At 58.9% G+C, this 14958-nt stretch carries 15 protein-coding genes; 7 read left to right on the top strand and 8 right to left on the bottom strand.

The genetic code is table 11. From position 1 onward, the window contains the following. The 3 genes from A7D21_RS20520 to A7D21_RS20510 form a co-directional block, all read left to right on the top strand. On the top strand, positions 1–2296 hold a 2296-nt coding region (locus A7D21_RS20520; RefSeq protein WP_171902625.1), incomplete at its 5' end, for an RHS repeat-associated core domain-containing protein. Between the two features lies 1 nt (position 2297). Next, entirely contained in the window at positions 2298–2711 is a 414-nt protein-coding gene (locus A7D21_RS20515) for a hypothetical protein (protein WP_069552546.1), read from the top strand. Continuing rightward, a complete protein-coding gene (locus tag A7D21_RS20510) occupies positions 2695–3102 on the top strand; it encodes a hypothetical protein (protein ID WP_083272217.1) in 408 nt (135 codons plus the stop codon). Before A7D21_RS20515 ends, A7D21_RS20510 begins: the two co-directional genes overlap by 17 nt. Before the next feature lie 50 nt (positions 3103–3152). Here the strand turns inward: A7D21_RS20510 and hemB are convergent, their stop codons facing one another. The 3 genes from hemB to A7D21_RS20495 all read right to left on the bottom strand — a co-directional run bounded on the left by hemB (position 3153) and on the right by A7D21_RS20495 (position 5803). Then, the gene (hemB, locus tag A7D21_RS20505; RefSeq protein WP_053255439.1) at positions 3153–4127 is read right to left on the bottom strand and encodes a porphobilinogen synthase; all 975 of its coding nucleotides are present in this window, start codon (positions 4125–4127) and stop codon (positions 3153–3155) included. A gap of 131 nt (positions 4128–4258) precedes the next feature. Continuing rightward, entirely contained in the window at positions 4259–5101 is an 843-nt protein-coding gene (locus A7D21_RS20500; RefSeq protein ID WP_053255438.1) for a PhzF family phenazine biosynthesis protein, read from the bottom strand. 3 nt (positions 5102–5104) lie between these two features. Further along, positions 5105–5803, bottom strand: a complete 699-nt coding sequence (locus A7D21_RS20495; RefSeq protein WP_053255437.1) for a glutathione S-transferase N-terminal domain-containing protein — start codon at positions 5801–5803, stop codon at positions 5105–5107. A gap of 251 nt (positions 5804–6054) precedes the next feature. Between A7D21_RS20495 and A7D21_RS20490 the strand changes: the two genes are divergently transcribed. Further along, a complete protein-coding gene (locus A7D21_RS20490) occupies positions 6055–6756 on the top strand; it encodes a hypothetical protein (RefSeq protein WP_053255436.1) in 702 nt (233 codons plus the stop codon). Positions 6757–6814: 58 nt separating this feature from the next. Beyond that, positions 6815–7870 (top strand): permease, encoded by a 1056-nt coding sequence (locus A7D21_RS20485; protein WP_069552545.1) that lies wholly within the window; start codon positions 6815–6817, stop codon positions 7868–7870. Positions 7871–7998: 128 nt separating this feature from the next. On the opposite strand, the gene mnmH is transcribed toward A7D21_RS20485, so the two are convergent. The 4 genes from mnmH to A7D21_RS20465 all read right to left on the bottom strand — a co-directional run bounded on the left by mnmH (position 7999) and on the right by A7D21_RS20465 (position 11259). Beyond that, positions 7999–9102: a tRNA 2-selenouridine(34) synthase MnmH gene (gene mnmH, locus A7D21_RS20480; protein WP_069552544.1), complete on the bottom strand. Its 1104-nt coding sequence runs from the start codon at positions 9100–9102 to the stop codon at positions 7999–8001. Next, positions 9102–10136: a selenide, water dikinase SelD gene (gene selD, locus A7D21_RS20475; protein WP_069552543.1), complete on the bottom strand. Its 1035-nt coding sequence runs from the start codon at positions 10134–10136 to the stop codon at positions 9102–9104. The genes mnmH and selD overlap by 1 nt, the downstream gene beginning before the upstream one ends. A gap of 93 nt (positions 10137–10229) precedes the next feature. Next, a complete protein-coding gene (locus A7D21_RS20470; protein WP_053255432.1) occupies positions 10230–10979 on the bottom strand; it encodes a TerC family protein in 750 nt (249 codons plus the stop codon). Positions 10980–11007: 28 nt separating this feature from the next. Next, entirely contained in the window at positions 11008–11259 is a 252-nt protein-coding gene (locus A7D21_RS20465; RefSeq protein WP_053255431.1) for a hypothetical protein, read from the bottom strand. A 134-nt stretch (positions 11260–11393) separates the two neighbouring features. On the opposite strand from A7D21_RS20465, the gene nhaR reads away from it, so the two are divergent. Further along, entirely contained in the window at positions 11394–12296 is a 903-nt protein-coding gene (gene nhaR, locus A7D21_RS20460; RefSeq protein WP_069552542.1) for a transcriptional activator NhaR, read from the top strand. Between the two features lie 4 nt (positions 12297–12300). On the opposite strand, the gene A7D21_RS20455 is transcribed toward nhaR, so the two are convergent. Beyond that, the gene (locus A7D21_RS20455) at positions 12301–13458 is read right to left on the bottom strand and encodes an MFS transporter (protein ID WP_069552541.1); all 1158 of its coding nucleotides are present in this window, start codon (positions 13456–13458) and stop codon (positions 12301–12303) included. A gap of 241 nt (positions 13459–13699) precedes the next feature. Here A7D21_RS20455 and sstT point away from each other — a divergent pair, with 241 nt between their 5' ends. Further along, complete coding sequence (sstT, locus tag A7D21_RS20450) at positions 13700–14920, top strand: serine/threonine transporter SstT (RefSeq protein WP_069552540.1); 1221 nt, start codon at positions 13700–13702, stop codon at positions 14918–14920. Positions 14921–14958: the final 38 nt, after the last annotated feature.

The raw sequence follows: 14958 nt of genomic DNA, 5'->3' as shown, positions 1-14958 counted from the left end.
TGGTCATCTGCTTGAGGAACAGCTGCCGAATGGCGCTATCAAGCGCTATCGCTATGACGATCTTGGGCGGAAAGTTGCGCACGAGGATGAACAGGGTGCGCTGACGCAGTATCAGTGGGACGCCGCCGGGCGTCTGCTGAAACTGACCCGGCACGATGGAGCTACGCGGGAATACAGCTACAACCCCTACAGAAAAATCACGGCCGAACGCGATGAACGGGGCCACGTCACCCGCTACGAGTACGCCGACGGTCTGCACCTGATCAGCCGCCGCATCAATGCCGACGGCAGCCAAGTCAACTACCGCTACGACAACGTACGGTTGCTGCTGACCGCCATCGAAAACGAAGTCGGCGAAACCTACCAGCTCGCTTACCACCCTAACGGCTTGATCCAGCAGGAAATCGGTTTTGACGGCCAGCGCACCGCCTACGTTTACGACCTCAACGGTAACCTGGCGGAAAAGACCGAATATGGCGATGACGGCAGTCAGCTAGTCACCCGCTACGAGCGAGACCACGCCGGCCGCCTTGTACGAAAAACCCTGCCCGACGGCAACCTTGTTGATTATGCCTACGACCGCCAGGGCAACCTCCTCAGCGTTGACGACGGCCACTGGGCGCTGGCCTACGAATACGACCCACAAAACCGCCTCACCGCCGAACACCAGGGCTGGGGCACCTTGCGCTATGGCTACGACGCCTGCGGCCAGTTGCAAAACCTCCGTCTGCCCGACAACAACCGCCTGACCTTCAACCACGACAAAGGCGGCCACCTTGCCAGCGTCGAACTGAATGGTGAAACACTCACTTCTCACCTGTTCAAAGCCGGTCGCGAACACCAGCGCCAACAAGGCCAGCTCCTCAGCCACTACCACTACGACGAACAAAACCGCCTGCACGCCCACGCCGTCAGCCAACAGCAACACACCCTCTACCAGCGCCACTACGACTACGACAACACCGGCAACCTCACCCGCCTGCTCGACACCCGTAAAGGCCAACACGACTACCACTACGATCCCCTCGCCCGCCTGACTCGGGCCGATCACTCACAAGACGTGCAAGAACGCTTCGGCCACGACCCGGCGGGCAACCTGCTGATGCAGGATCGACCCGGCCCGGACATCGTTGCCGGCAACCGCCTGATGATCCAGGGCGATCATCATTACGACTATGACGCCTTTGGCAACCTGATCCGCCAAAGGCGCGGTAAGGGTAACCAACTTGTCACCGAATACCGCTACGACTGCCAGCACCGGTTGATAGGCATCACCCAGCCCAATGGGCAAACAGCCAGCTATCGCTATGACCCGTTTGGTCGACGGATCAGCAAAACTGTCGACGACATCACCACCGAGTTTTTCTGGCAAGGCGACAAGCTGATTGCCGAGCATCACGCGGATCGCCATCGCAGTTACCTCTACGAACCGGACAGTTTTAGGCCTTTGGCACTGCTGGAAGGCTTTGGCCCTAAAGACACCCAGCCCTTCCACTACCAACTCGACCACCTCGGCACCCCACAGGAACTCACCGCCCCCGACGGCGAAATCGTCTGGTCGGCGCACTACCGCGCCTACGGCGAGATTGCCCGCCTCGACGTCAGCAAAATCGACAACCCGCTGCGCTTCCAAGGCCAATACTTCGACCCGGAAAGCGGGCTGCACTACAACCGTCACCGCTACTACAATCCGGACAGTGGTCGTTACCTGACGCCTGACCCGGTGAAGCTGGCGGGTGGGATTAACGCGTACCAGTACGTGCCCAACCCTACGGGGTGGGTTGATCCGCTAGGCTTAAACACATGCCCTGGTGGAGACGGGTGTAAGCCCGCAGACACAGTTGATGAGCCTTCGGCAAAAGCAAAAGCTTACAAAAGCGAACCCGAACCACCGAAAACGAGCGATGAAGAGGAGTATTTATTTCGAGGGGATAGAAAACATCCAGAAGAAGCCTTTAAAACTGGCTTTAAGAGTAAGGGAGAAAGCAATGACCTTTATCTGCACGCCCTAAACAGCAACGATCCACCAAGTAACTTTATAAGCACCTCTCCCTCGAGGCTCACCGCTATAGATTTTGCAACCGGATACGGCACAAGAAAAGGTTATTTATACGTTATAAAAAGCATACCTGGTCATGACGTAAACTTAGAACTCGGTAAAATGACGCCATTCTCTAACGAGAAAGAATTCGCAGTCCATCACAAAATACACCCAGAGGATATTTTGGGCATGACACCTGTAAAGCGCGACGGAAGCTATGTAGGATACTCAATCCCAAATCCGAATAGGAAATAGTATGAATACGCAAATAATAAAGGTAATTATCAACAACAAAAGTTCGGAAGTCACCGTAAGATATGATCTCGAAAAACTTTCGATGACATTTTCCGAAGCTGACAACTTCAAGAAAACCTACAGGGGAAAGGACATCTATACTTGTTTAGCAAAAGTTAGAGCGGATTTCCCGCATATAGTATTCCTTTGTAAGGGCGCAAAAATAAACGTCATGCCCTCAAGGATGGCATCTCAAATGAGCGCCGGTCTTATTGCATATGAAATGACACTAGGTAAACAAGCATCACGAGACGATATCGTCCATCTATTTGATTATGAAGAAAATAACCTAACAAACAACCCACAAGAACAGGTGGACTTCTTCAAGAACTGGCTAAAATCATTAGGTGCGGAGGACTATGAAAAATTCAGCTAAGTCAATTTCCAGAAAAAACATCTTCATCATCAAAAACGGTATAAGTGAAAATGCAGTAATCGAATATGAAGGATGCAAGCCGACACTTCACCTACTGCTAAACGATGAAACACGAAAAAGCTACACAGCACTGGACCTGTATGATTGCTTCGGTTTATTGAGGGCAGACTTAAAAGATATAAAGTTTTTATGCAAAGGCGCAAAGATTAACGTGCACACATCAGGCATGTCTTCACACATGTCAAATGGACTTATCGCTTATGAGTTGACAATGGGACAGGCAAACACTGAACTTGTGCATATCTTTGCGTTAGAGGAAAACAATCTCACCAACGATATACAGGAACAACACGACTTTTGCCAACGCTGGTCTGAATCGGTACCGGTGTAGCACGGAGCACCTGTGACGAGTCCTCCCCGCCACAGGACCACAGACCGGACTCAGATCCCAGCCAACGCCAAATCCATCGCAAAATACGTAAAGATCAAATCCGCCCCCGCACGCTTGATCGACCCCAACGTCTCCCGCACCACCCGCGCCTCATCAATCGCGCCGGCCTGGGCGCCAAACTTGATCATCGCGTACTCACCACTCACCTGATAGGCCGCGACCGGTAAGCGTGAGGCTTCGCGGATGTCGCGGATGATGTCGAGGTAGGCACCAGCGGGCTTGACCATCAGCGCGTCTGCGCCCTCTTGCTCGTCCAGCAGCGATTCGCGCACGGCTTCGCGGCGGTTCATCGGGTTCATCTGGTAGCTTTTGCGGTCGCCCTTGAGGGCGCTGCCACCCGCTTCACGGAACGGGCCGTAGAGGGCCGAGGCGAATTTGGTGGAGTAGGCCATGATCGGAATATGGGTGAAACCCGCGTCGTCCAGGGCGCGGCGAATCGCCTGGACCTGGCCGTCCATCGCTGCCGAAGGGGCGATCACATCGGCGCCGGCACGGGCGGCGGCCACGGCTTGCTTGCCGAGGTTGACCAGTGTTGCGTCGTTGTCGACATGAGCACCGTGCATCACGCCGCAGTGGCCGTGGTCGGTGTATTCGCAGAAGCACGTGTCGGACATGACGATCATTTCCGGCACGGCGTCCTTGATAATCGAGGACATGCGCGAAACCAGGCCGCGTTCTTTCCAGGTGTCGCTGCCGTTCGCGTCCAAGTGGTGGGACACGCCGAATGTCATCACCGACTTGATCCCGGCACGGGCAAAACGCTCGATCTCACCGGCCAGTTTCTTCTCGGGGATTCGCACCACGCCCGGCATACTGGTGATCGGTACGAAGTCGTCGATTTCTTCTTCGACGAAAATCGGCAACACCAGATCGTTGAGGGTAAATTCGGTTTCCTGAAACAAGCCACGCAGCTCCGGGGAGCGGCGCAGGCGACGTGGGCGGGCTTGGGGGAACTGGCTGGTCATGGTTTTCCTGACTGGATGCTAAAACAGTAGAGGCAAAAATCTTTGGGGCCAAAGCTTATGCCTCCAGGCCCCGGCAGCACAAATGCCGAGGGGCCAACAGTGTATTGCGTGGCCCGTAACAATTCATTGATCTAGAGCTGTACACGCCCTTCGATGCATACCGCTACCTCGCCGCCGATCCAGATTTCATCGCCATGATGCTCGACGCGAATACGCCCGGCGCGTCCCATGGCCGTACCTTGGCTGACCACGTAACGGCTTGGCGCCAGGCCTTCACTCAGCAACCATTGGGCAAGGCCGGCGTTCAGGCTGCCGGTGGCCGGGTCTTCCGGGGCGCCGTCGCCGGCGATAAAACCGCGGACTTCGAAGTGCGTGTCCACATCGTCGCGCGCCGGGTCACAGGGCGCGATGACGCCAACGGCCAAACCGTGGAGTTGCGAGTAATCCGGCTGCAAACCCAGCACCTGTTCGCGATCGGCCAGCATCAGCGCCAGCCAGCCCCCACCATTGTCCACCCACTGGCTGCGCACAATGGCCTCGGGCGCCAGCCCCAGCGCCAGGCGCACGCGTTCGAGCACGGGAGTTTCCACCGCGCCGGAACGCAATAACGGCGGAGCAATGAACGCCAGTTGATCGCCTTCGCGACGGACACGCACCAGGCCGATTTCGCACTCCTGGATGATCTCCTCGCCTTTGGGCACGCCGCCCGCGTGCAACCAGGCATGGCAACTGCCCAAGGTCGGGTGCCCGGCGAACGGCAGCTCGTTGAGCGTGGTAAAGATTCTCACCCGATAATCCGCCCGCGGATCACGCGGCGTCAGCAAAAACGTGGTTTCGCTGAGGTTGGTCCAGTTAGCGAAGTCGGCCATTTGCTGGTCGGTGAGGCTATCAGCGCCCAGCACCACGGCCAACGGGTTACCTTTGAGTGAAACGCTGCTGAATACATCCAGCTGTTTGAAATCGAACGTCTGCATGCTTCAGCTCGGTATGTTCAGGCCGCGGATCACCGCAGGGCGGGCAACAAAGCCGTCCAGCGCGCGCAGCACATTAGGGAAATCAGCAATGCCCACCAGGTCGCCGGCTTCGTAGAAGCCAATCAGGTTGCGAACCCATGGGAACGTGGCGATGTCGGCGATGCTGTATTCGTCGCCCATGATCCAGGTGCGACCCAGCAGGTGTTGTTCCAGCACGCCCAGCAAACGCCGAGACTCGGCGGCGTAGCGATCACGCGGGCGCTTATCTTCGTATGCCTTGCCGGCGAATTTGTTGAAGAACCCGACCTGGCCGAACATCGGGCCGATACCCGCCATTTGAAACATCAGCCATTGAAGGGTTTCATAGCGGGTGGCCGGGTCTTCGGAGAGTAACTGGCTGGTTTTTTCGGCCAGGTAAATCAGAATCGCGCCGGACTCGAACAGCGCCAGCGGCTGACCGCTCGGGCCATTGGGGTCGATGATCGCGGGGATTTTGTTGTTGGGGTTCAGGGACAGAAACTCGGGAGACAGCTGGTCCTGGGTTTCGAAACTGACCTTGTGCGCTTCATAAGGCAGGCCCAGCTCTTCGAGCATGATCGACACTTTGACCCCATTGGGCGTGGGCAACGAATACAGCTGCAAGCGTTCCGGGTATTGGGCGGGCCATTTGCTGTTGATCGGGAAAGCGGCAAGTGCGTTCATCGGAAAGTCCCCAGGCGGAAAGTCCCCATAATAGCCAGCGGCTCGCCGTCCTGCATGGGTCATCATTGCGCAACATTACTGCGCTAATCTCGCGCGCTGACGAACCAAAGAGCCGATACACACTCTTAAGTGCGCCATCAGGGTGAATGGAGACACTCGTTACAACGACACGGAAAACCGCAGGACGCCGCATGCGTCACTGGCGCCGGGCCTGTACGACTTCAACCCAAGCACGAAGACTCGACACGACAATGACAATCAAGCCTCTGTGCCTTACTAAACGCCTTAAACGCTATTCATACATCATGTTGCCGCTGCTGCTGGTTGGCGGCGCAATCGGCCTGACGCTGGAGTCGCGGATCAGTCGCGCCGAGCCGGTGGATGGCGTACAAACCCTGGTCTTCCTGCGCCACGGTGAAAAACCGGCCGGCGGCCTCGGCCAGCTCAACTGCCAGGGCCTGAATCGCGCGATGAACCTGGCGAGCGTCTTGCCGGAAAAATTCGGCAAGGCCAACTACGTATTCGCCGCCAACCCGACGCGCAATGTCGAGGAAGGTGAACACGACAATTCCTACAGCTACATCCGGCCACTGATGACCATCAGCCCCAGCGCCATCAAGCTCGGCCTGCCGGTGAACATCAAGTTTTCAGCCAACGACACCAGCGCCCTCGCCGACGAGTTGGTCGAAGACAAGTACCACAACGCGATCATCTACACCGCCTGGTCCCATGGCTACCTGCCAGAGCTGATCAACAAGGTGGCCAGTGAAGCCTCGGGGGAAAAACACACGATCACTGAGGATTGGTCGGGCGACGACTACGACACGCTCTATGTCCTGACCCTGACCTGGCACAACGGCAAAGCCTCACTGCTGAGCCGCAATTACAAGCAAGGCCTGAATAACGGCGAGCGGACATGCCCGGACGCCACTCAAGTCAGCGCAGATATCTGAAGCTTGCGCGCCACAGGCGTATGATGCCCCGCTATTGAACCATCTGCGGATCTGCACCATGCCCAACCTCATCTCCCAGCAGCCCAACCGGGGCTGGTCCTTCTGGTGGAAACCAGCGCTGTTCGTGCTGGTGGCCTGCATAGGCCTCTACTATGTGAAGTGGTCGCCCTACTACCTCAAGGCGTTCGTGGCGGCGGATAACCACAGCATCGGCGCCTCGATTCTGAATGACCAGCAAAGCTCGCCACTGGCAGCGGCGCTGGCCTATGCCCAGGTGTATTTCCTGGCGATCTGGAAGGCCGCCGTGCTAGCGGTCATTCTGGGCTCGCTGCTGCAAGTGTTGATTCCCCGCGACTGGCTGTTGCGCCTGTTCGGCCGCGCCGGGCTGGGTTCGACCGTACGTGGCGGGCTGTTCGCCTTGCCGGGGATGATGTGCAGTTGCTGCGCGGCCCCGGTGGCAGCCGGCATGCGCCGTCAGCAGGTGTCGGTGGGTGCGGCCCTGGCGTTCTGGATCGCCAACCCGGTATTGAACCCGGCGACCCTGGTGTTCATGGGCTTTGTGCTGGGCTGGGGCTTTACCGCATTGCGGCTGGTCGCAGGGATTGTGCTGGTGGTCGGCGTGTCCCTGGTGGCGCAGCGGATTGCCCGGCCCGACCAAGTGCCGGAAGCCGCACTGGAAGCAGTGGCCGACGTCAGCCAGGTCGAGTCGCAGCCGTTCCTGAGCCGTTGGTTACGTACCCTGTGGCAGTTGTTCTGGAGCACGATCCCGATCTATATCGTCGCCGTGCTGGTGCTGGGAGCTGCGCGGGTCTGGCTGTTCCCTCATATTGACGGGGCCATGGCCAACAGCCTGATGTGGCTGGTGCCGCTGGCGATCGTTGGTACGCTGTTCGTGATTCCTACCGCCGCCGAGATCCCAATCGTACAAACCATGATGACCCTGGGCATGGGCACCGGGCCGGCCGTGGCCTTGCTGATGACCCTGCCCAGCGTGAGCCTGCCGTCACTGCTGATGCTGCGCAAGGATTTCGACGCGCGCGTACTGGTGACGGTGGCCGGGTTGACCATGCTGATGGGCGTGGTGTGTGGGTTGATCGGGGCGGTCCTTCTTTAGATTTCTGGCGACGTTGAGGGCCCTTTCGCGAGCAAGCCCGCTCCCACATCCAACCGTGCTCATCCTGTAGGATCGCGGTCGTAATGTAGGAGCGGGCTTGCTCGTGAAGAGGCCCTCAAAACCAGCGACTATGCTCGCCTGGCACTCCGCTCGCGCAAATACTCCACCACCGCGCCCTGCTCCCCCGCGAACTCGATCCGTGCGCCCTTGCTTTCACGCTGGAAGGCGTACATCGGGTCGTAATACTCGCGCAGCAACCCTTCGATCCATACGCGGTGCAAGTCCACGGCAGCGCTGCGGGCCTGTTCAGCCAAAGCGTCCTGCAAAACAGCCTGCAAGCGCTGGAAGCGCTCGCCGCCCAGGCGTTTATGGATATTGGCCAGGCTCTGGGTCAGGCGCTCGGCAAACAGCGCCTGACCATTTTCGCCAAACACCTGGATAAACTCGGCGCACAGGTCGACCACGTAATCGCGCAAGATCCTTTCGACCCGGCCTTCAACGCTGTCCTCCAGCCACACCATCGGGAATGTCTGCATGCCTTTGTGTAACGGCAAGGGCAGCGCACAACTGCCGATCATGCGGCTCTCATCCTCAACGACAAATTGTTCGATCCCCGCCGCGCGTTTTTTCAGCAGGTCCACCGCCAAGCGGTTTTCGAAGTCGATGTTGGACGGTTGTGTCGTGGCGCGTTTGCCGAAGCTGGAACCGCGATGGTTGGCGTGGCCCTCAAGGTCCAGGGCGTTATGCAACTGGCCAAGCACCTCGGTTTTACCGGTGCCGGTCATGCCGCCCAGCAATACGAAATCACACTCGGCGGTCGCCTGCTCCACGGTCTCCAACAAAAAGGTCCGCATGGCCTTGTAGCCACCGCCGACGCGGGGGTACTCGATACCGGCTTCGGTTTTCAACCATTGCAGCACGATCTGCGAGCGCAGCCCGCCGCGAAAGCAGTACAAGTAACCGTCAGGATTGGCCTTGGCGAACTGCGCCCACTGTTCGATACGCTCAGCCTTGATCGCCCCCGAGACCAGCTCATGCCCCAGCACAATCGCGGCTTGCTGGCCCTGCTGCTTGTAACAGGTGCCGACCCGTTGGCGCTCGTCATCGGTCATCAACGGCAAGTTGATCACCCCGGGAAACGCGCCCTTGATGAATTCGATCGGTGCGCGGGTATCCATCATCGGCCGGTCGTTGAGGAAGATGTCGCGGTAGTCGGTGATGTCGGTTGCCATCAAAACACCTCTACCGCGTGTGTCTGTCGCTCAACCAGTGCACCGATCGGCTCCAGGCTCAGGCGCAGCTCGGCAGCCACCGCGTGGAACTCAGCGTCACCTTCCACGGTAACGGCGATCAACAGGCCGCCACTGGTCTGCGGGTCGCACAGCACGCGTTTGTGCAGCTCCTGCAAGCGCCCGACTTTGCTCGAGTAGCTGTCGAAGTTGCGCAAGGTGCCACCGGGCATGCAGCCCTGATCCAGGTAATCCTCAATCCCGGCCAAGAGTGGGACTTTTTTGTACTCAATGCGGGCTGTGAGACCACTGCCGTCAGCCATTTCCACCAGGTGGCCCAACAGGCCGAAACCGGTGACATCGGTCATGGCCGTGACGCCAGCCAACTTACCGAAACGGCTGCCCGGTTTGTTGAGCGTGCACATCCAGTCACGGGCCACGCCGACATCCGCCTCGCGCAATTTGCCCTTCTTCTCGGCGGTAGTGAGGATGCCGATGCCCAGCGGTTTGGTCAGGTACAGTTTGCAGCCGGCGGTAGCGGTGTCGTTGCGTTTCATATGGCGCTTTTGCACGATGCCGGTCACGGCCAGGCCGAAAATCGGCTCCGGTGCATCAATGGAGTGGCCACCTGCCAAGGGGATACCGGCGGCATCGCACACCGAACGGCCGCCACGGATCACTTCGCGGGCAACCTCTGGCGCCAGCACATTCACCGGCCAGCCCAGAATGGCAATGGCCATCAACGGGTCGCCCCCCATGGCGTAGATGTCGCTGATCGCGTTGGTGGCGGCAATGCGCCCAAAGTCAAAGGGGTCATCGACGATCGGCATGAAAAAGTCGGTGGTGGAAACCACACCGCGTTCGTCGTCGATGGCGTACACCGCCGCATCGTCGCGTGAGGCGTTGCCGACCCACAGATTGGGGTCGAGGTTCTGCGCGCCACTGCCGGCGAGGATCACTTCCAGCACCTGGGGCGAAATCTTGCAGCCGCAACCCGCGCCGTGGCTGTACTGGGTGAGGCGAATCGGCTCGTTCATGGTGGACCTCAAGGTAACAAGTGGGCGGATTCTATCAGACAGCAAAAAGCCGGCTGGACTCTTGAGCGTTCAGCCGGCTTTCGGGTTCAGCGGTTACTGCCTGGCGGCGAGCAAACGCTTGTGGCGATTACGCCGCGCGATGTTCAGGCACTCGATCACCGCCGAGAACGCCATGGCCGCATACACGTAGCCTTTGGGCACGTGAGCGCCGAAGCCTTCAGCGATCAACGTCATGCCGATCATGATCAGGAAGCCCAGGGCCAGCATCACGACCGTCGGGTTGTCGTTGATGAACTTGGCCAACGGTTCAGCCGCCACCAGCATCACGATGACCGAGGTCACCACAGCAATGATCATGATCGGCAAATGCTCGGTCATGCCCACGGCGGTGATGATGCTGTCGATGGAGAACACCAGGTCGAGCATCAGGATCTGACCAATCGCCGCAGCAAAACCGATGGTCACCACGTTGCCGGTGGTTGCCTTTTCTTCCGGCTCGGGGTCCATGCTGTGATGGATCTCGGTCGTTGCCTTCCACACCAGGAACAGGCCACCAGCGATCAGGATCATGTCTTTCCACGAAAACGCCTGGCCGAAGATCTCAAATACCGGGGTCGTCAACTGCACGATAAACGCGATAGTGCTCAACAGGCCCAGGCGCAACACCAGCGCCATGCTGATGCCGATACGGCGCGCCTTGGCTCGGTGCTTCTCGGGCAACTTGTTGGTGAGGATCGAAATAAAGATCAGGTTATCGATGCCCAGCACGATTTCCATGACGATCAAGGTGGCCAGTGCCACCCAGGCGGTGGGGCTGGCGGCCAGTTGTAAAAGGTAATCCATAGGTCAGTCCTGACGTTGTGCTGGGGAATTAGGCTTCTTTATTGCCGGTTTCAGGTTCTTTGTCTTCCTGATCCGCCTTTTTTTGCGGACTGATCAGGCCTTGCGTCGCCTCACTCAATGCCTGCTCGGCGGCTTTGTGGGTGTCATCAATGGCTTGCTTGGCCGACTCGGTGGCCTTGCCCATGACTTGCTGGGCGCTTTTTTCGACTTGATCACAGCCGCTGATCACCACCAATGAAAGCGCAAGTAAGGCCGCCGCGCCCAGAGAATTGAGTTGCATGCTGTATTCCTCGTTAGAACCAGTGGGTCCAAATAGTGGCCCCTCGATAGCGAGGCATTCTATGCAGTCGAACAGTTCAGTAAAATTCGTATTTTTCTCGTATATACTTCGATTTTTACGAAGTGTAGTCCACGATGCTTAATTATCGACAACTGCATTATTTTTGGGTGGTGGCCAAGACCGGCAGCATCGTGCGCGCCTGTGAGCAATTGAACCTCACGCCCCAGACCATCAGCGGGCAGATCAGCCTGCTGGAGCAGACCTTTGGTATCGCGCTGTTTCAGCGCGTCGGCCGCCAGCTTGAACTCACCGAAGCCGGGCGCCAGGCCTTGCCCTACGCCGAGCAAATGTTCCAAACCGGCAACGAACTGGAGGCGATGTTGCGCGCGCAGCCCAATGAGCAGCAGATCCTGTTCAGGGTCGGCGTGGCGGATGTGGTGCCCAAATCCATCGTTTACCGGCTGATCGCCCCCACGATGGAGCTGAGCGAACAAATCCGTATCACCTGCCGCGAGGACAAACTCGAACGTTTATTGGCCGACCTGGCGATTCAGCGCCTCGACCTGGTGATCTCCGACAGCCCCATGCCCACTCACTTGGACATCAAAGGCTACAGCCAGAAACTGGGGGAGTGTGGCATCAGTTTTTTCGCCACCCAGGCGTTGGCCGACCAGTACGGTGGTGATTTCCCACAATGTCTGCAGGGCGCGCCGCTCTTGATTCCGGGGGCCGAGACGGTGGTGCGCAGCCGCTTGCAGCGCTGGTTCGCCGAGCAGCAGATTCAACCGAAGATCATCGGCGAGTTCGATGACAGTGCGTTAATGCAGGCGTTTGGCCAATCCGGCAGCGGGATCTTTATCGCCCCCAGCGTGATTGCCGACGAGGTGGTGCGCCAGTACGGGGTGGCGCTGATTGGCCAGACCGATGCGGTGACCGAGTCGTTCTACGCGATCTCGGTGGAGCGCAAGGTCAAGCACCCCGGCATTGTGGCGATTACCGAAGGCGCTCGACGCGAGTTGTTTACCGCCCTGCCCTGACGATTCAGGCGTTGGATGCGACCGGCTGCCTGGCGGTCATCAGCCACAACGCCAGCAGGATCGACACCAGGATAAACCCGGACGCCGCAAAGCCCAGGCTGCCAAGGCCTAGGGTGTCGATCACATGCCCACCGACCATTGCCCCCAGGCCAATCCCCAGGTTGGCCCCGGCAATATTCAACGACGCCGCAAACGCCGGTGCATGGGGCGCGGCCTTCATCAGCCGCACGTGGCTGACCAGGAACAGCGCCGCCTGGGTCACGCCCCACACCGCCATCGCCGCCGCGAGGCCGACGGTGGAATGAATCGCCGGGACCAACGCCACCATGCCCGCGATCATGAACCCACAGAACACCATGGACGCGATCAACGGGTGGCGGTCCACTGCGCGCCCGCCGAGTGAGTTGCCGATCAGGCCTACCGCGCCAAACCCCATCAGGCACCAGCCGACCAATGTGCCGTCAAAGCCGGCCAGACGCTCAAGAATGTCCGCCAGGTAGGTGTAAGCGGTGAACATGCCGCTGAACACCAGCACTGACAGCAGGATATGCCCCTGCATCAACGGGTTGCGCAGGATCTTGAATTGCGAGCGCAGTGTCACTTGGTCGTTCTTCGGCTGGGTCACCGGCAGGTAGATAAACAGCAGCAATGCCTTGGCCAACGCCACCACCGCCAGAATCGCAAACGCGATACGCCAGCCGAACATGTCGGAAATCAGCGTGCCGACCGGAATGCCGAACACCGTGGCACAGACGATGCCGAAGCCGATTTTTTCAATGGCTCGTCCGGCGTATTCGGGGCCAACAATGTCCACCGCCGTCTCGCTGGCCAAGGCCCAGAATACCGGCAACCCCAATGCCGGAATCAACCGCGCGAATGCCATCACCCAAATATTCGGCGCCAGCGCCGCCAGGGTATTGGCCACGCCGAACATGATCAGGATGCTGATAAACAAGCGCTTGCGTGGGAAACGCGCGCAGTACGCCGTCAGGAACGGACCGAACGCCGCCACGGTAAAGGCGAACAAGGTCACCAACAACCCCGCCTGGGACACGCTGACATTCAGGTCCCGGGCAATCGACGGCAGCAGGCCCACGATGACGAATTCTGTGGTCAACACAGTAAAGCCGGCGGCCGACAGCAGCAGGATGGGAAACAACATAAAAACTCCAGAAACGACGACATCAACGACAGCCCGAAGGGCTCGCTGACGGAGAGGAAAGATGAGAGGCAAGAATGTTAACAGAGTATGTCTGGATTTTGCCAAAGCCTGCGGGTGCGGGTGACGCAATGCCGCACCGAACGGGACGCTTCCTACAGCATGTTAGACTCCGCACCTACTGCCTACAGCACTTTCCGCCTGCAATGCTGCGTTCTATTAAAAAAACTAGAGACAACTGTTTATGACTGCTGCCCCTTCCCTGTTACAACGACTTATGCGCGTCAGCCTGGTTACCCAAATTGTCTTGGGCTTGCTTGCCGGGATTCTATTGGCCCTGTGGATGCCCGAGGCTGCCCGCGCTACCGGGTTTATCGGCAAGGTGTTCGTCACGGCCCTGAAAGCCGTTGCGCCGATCCTGGTGTTCGTACTGGTCATGGCGTCGATCGCCAACCATAAACACGGCCAGGAAACCCATATCAAGCCGATCCTCTTCTTGTACCTGCTCGGTACCTTTGCGGCTGCCGTCGTGGCGGTGGTCGCCAGCACGCTGTTCCCGTCGTCCCTGGTGCTTGCCACCCATGACGTCGCGGTAAGTGCTCCCGGCGGCATCGGCGAGGTGTTGCAAAGCCTGCTGTTGAGCGTGGTGGATAACCCGGTGAGCGCGCTGATGAATGCCAACTTTATCGGCATTCTGGCGTGGGCCATCGGCATGGGCATCGCGATTCGCCATGCCGGCGAAACCACCCGCACCGTGCTCGACGACCTGTCCAACGGCGTAACGCTGATCGTGCGCGTGGTGATTCGTTTCGCGCCGCTGGGGATCTTAGGTCTCGTGGCCTCAACCCTGGCCACCTCCGGTTTTGGTGCCCTGCTCGGCTACGCTCACCTGCTGGTGGTGTTGATCGGCTGCATGCTGTTCGTGGCATTGGTGGTCAACCCGGCCATCGTGTTCTGGAAGCTGCGCCGCAACCCCTACCCGCTGGTGCTGATGTGCCTGCGTGAGAGCGGCATCACCGCTTTCTTCACCCGCAGCTCCGCGGCGAATATCCCGGTGAACCTGGCGTTGAGCAAACGCCTGGGCCTGCATGAAGACACCTATTCGGTATCGATCCCACTGGGCGCCACCATCAATATGGCCGGTGCCGCAATCACCATCACCGTACTGACCCTGGCGGCCGTGCATACCTTGGGTATCACCGTCGACCTGCCGACCGCCGTATTGCTCAGCGTGGTGGCAGCGGTGTGTGCCTGCGGGGCGTCGGGCGTGGCCGGTGGCTCGTTGCTGTTGATTCCCCTGGCGTGCAGCCTGTTCGGTATTCCCAGCGAGATCGCCATGCAGGTCGTCGCCGTAGGTTTCATCATTGGTGTGTTGCAGGATTCGGCGGAAACCGCGCTCAATTCGTCCACCGATGTGCTGTTTACCGCCGCCGCATGCCTGGGCCAGGAAGAACAGCCGGCTTAACCATCAGGCGTAAAAAAGCCCGGGGCGGTTCGTTGAAG

Source organism: Pseudomonas sp. AP19 (assembly GCF_001728855.1).
Classification (GTDB): Bacteria; Pseudomonadota; Gammaproteobacteria; order Pseudomonadales; family Pseudomonadaceae; genus Aquipseudomonas; species Aquipseudomonas fluorescens.
This window is presented reverse-complemented; position numbering and strand designations above follow the sequence as displayed.

Bases quoted from the DNA above. Each gene is read 5' to 3' on its own strand.
- A7D21_RS20515 (WP_069552546.1), top strand. From the start codon at position 2,298: ATGAATACGCAAATAATAAAGGTAATTATCAACAACAAAAGTTCGGAA.
- A7D21_RS20510 (WP_083272217.1), top strand. From the start codon at position 2,695: ATGAAAAATTCAGCTAAGTCAATTTCCAGAAAAAACATCTTCATCATC.
- hemB (WP_053255439.1), bottom strand. From the start codon at position 4,127: ATGACCAGCCAGTTCCCCCAAGCCCGCCCACGTCGCCTGCGCCGCTCC.
- A7D21_RS20500 (WP_053255438.1), bottom strand. From the start codon at position 5,101: ATGCAGACGTTCGATTTCAAACAGCTGGATGTATTCAGCAGCGTTTCA.
- A7D21_RS20495 (WP_053255437.1), bottom strand. From the start codon at position 5,803: ATGAACGCACTTGCCGCTTTCCCGATCAACAGCAAATGGCCCGCCCAA.
- A7D21_RS20490 (WP_053255436.1), top strand. From the start codon at position 6,055: ATGACAATCAAGCCTCTGTGCCTTACTAAACGCCTTAAACGCTATTCA.
- A7D21_RS20485 (WP_069552545.1), top strand. From the start codon at position 6,815: ATGCCCAACCTCATCTCCCAGCAGCCCAACCGGGGCTGGTCCTTCTGG.
- mnmH (WP_069552544.1), bottom strand. From the start codon at position 9,102: ATGGCAACCGACATCACCGACTACCGCGACATCTTCCTCAACGACCGG.
- selD (WP_069552543.1), bottom strand. From the start codon at position 10,136: ATGAACGAGCCGATTCGCCTCACCCAGTACAGCCACGGCGCGGGTTGC.
- A7D21_RS20470 (WP_053255432.1), bottom strand. From the start codon at position 10,979: ATGGATTACCTTTTACAACTGGCCGCCAGCCCCACCGCCTGGGTGGCA.
- A7D21_RS20465 (WP_053255431.1), bottom strand. From the start codon at position 11,259: ATGCAACTCAATTCTCTGGGCGCGGCGGCCTTACTTGCGCTTTCATTG.
- nhaR (WP_069552542.1), top strand. From the start codon at position 11,394: ATGCTTAATTATCGACAACTGCATTATTTTTGGGTGGTGGCCAAGACC.
- A7D21_RS20455 (WP_069552541.1), bottom strand. From the start codon at position 13,458: ATGTTGTTTCCCATCCTGCTGCTGTCGGCCGCCGGCTTTACTGTGTTG.
- sstT (WP_069552540.1), top strand. From the start codon at position 13,700: ATGACTGCTGCCCCTTCCCTGTTACAACGACTTATGCGCGTCAGCCTG.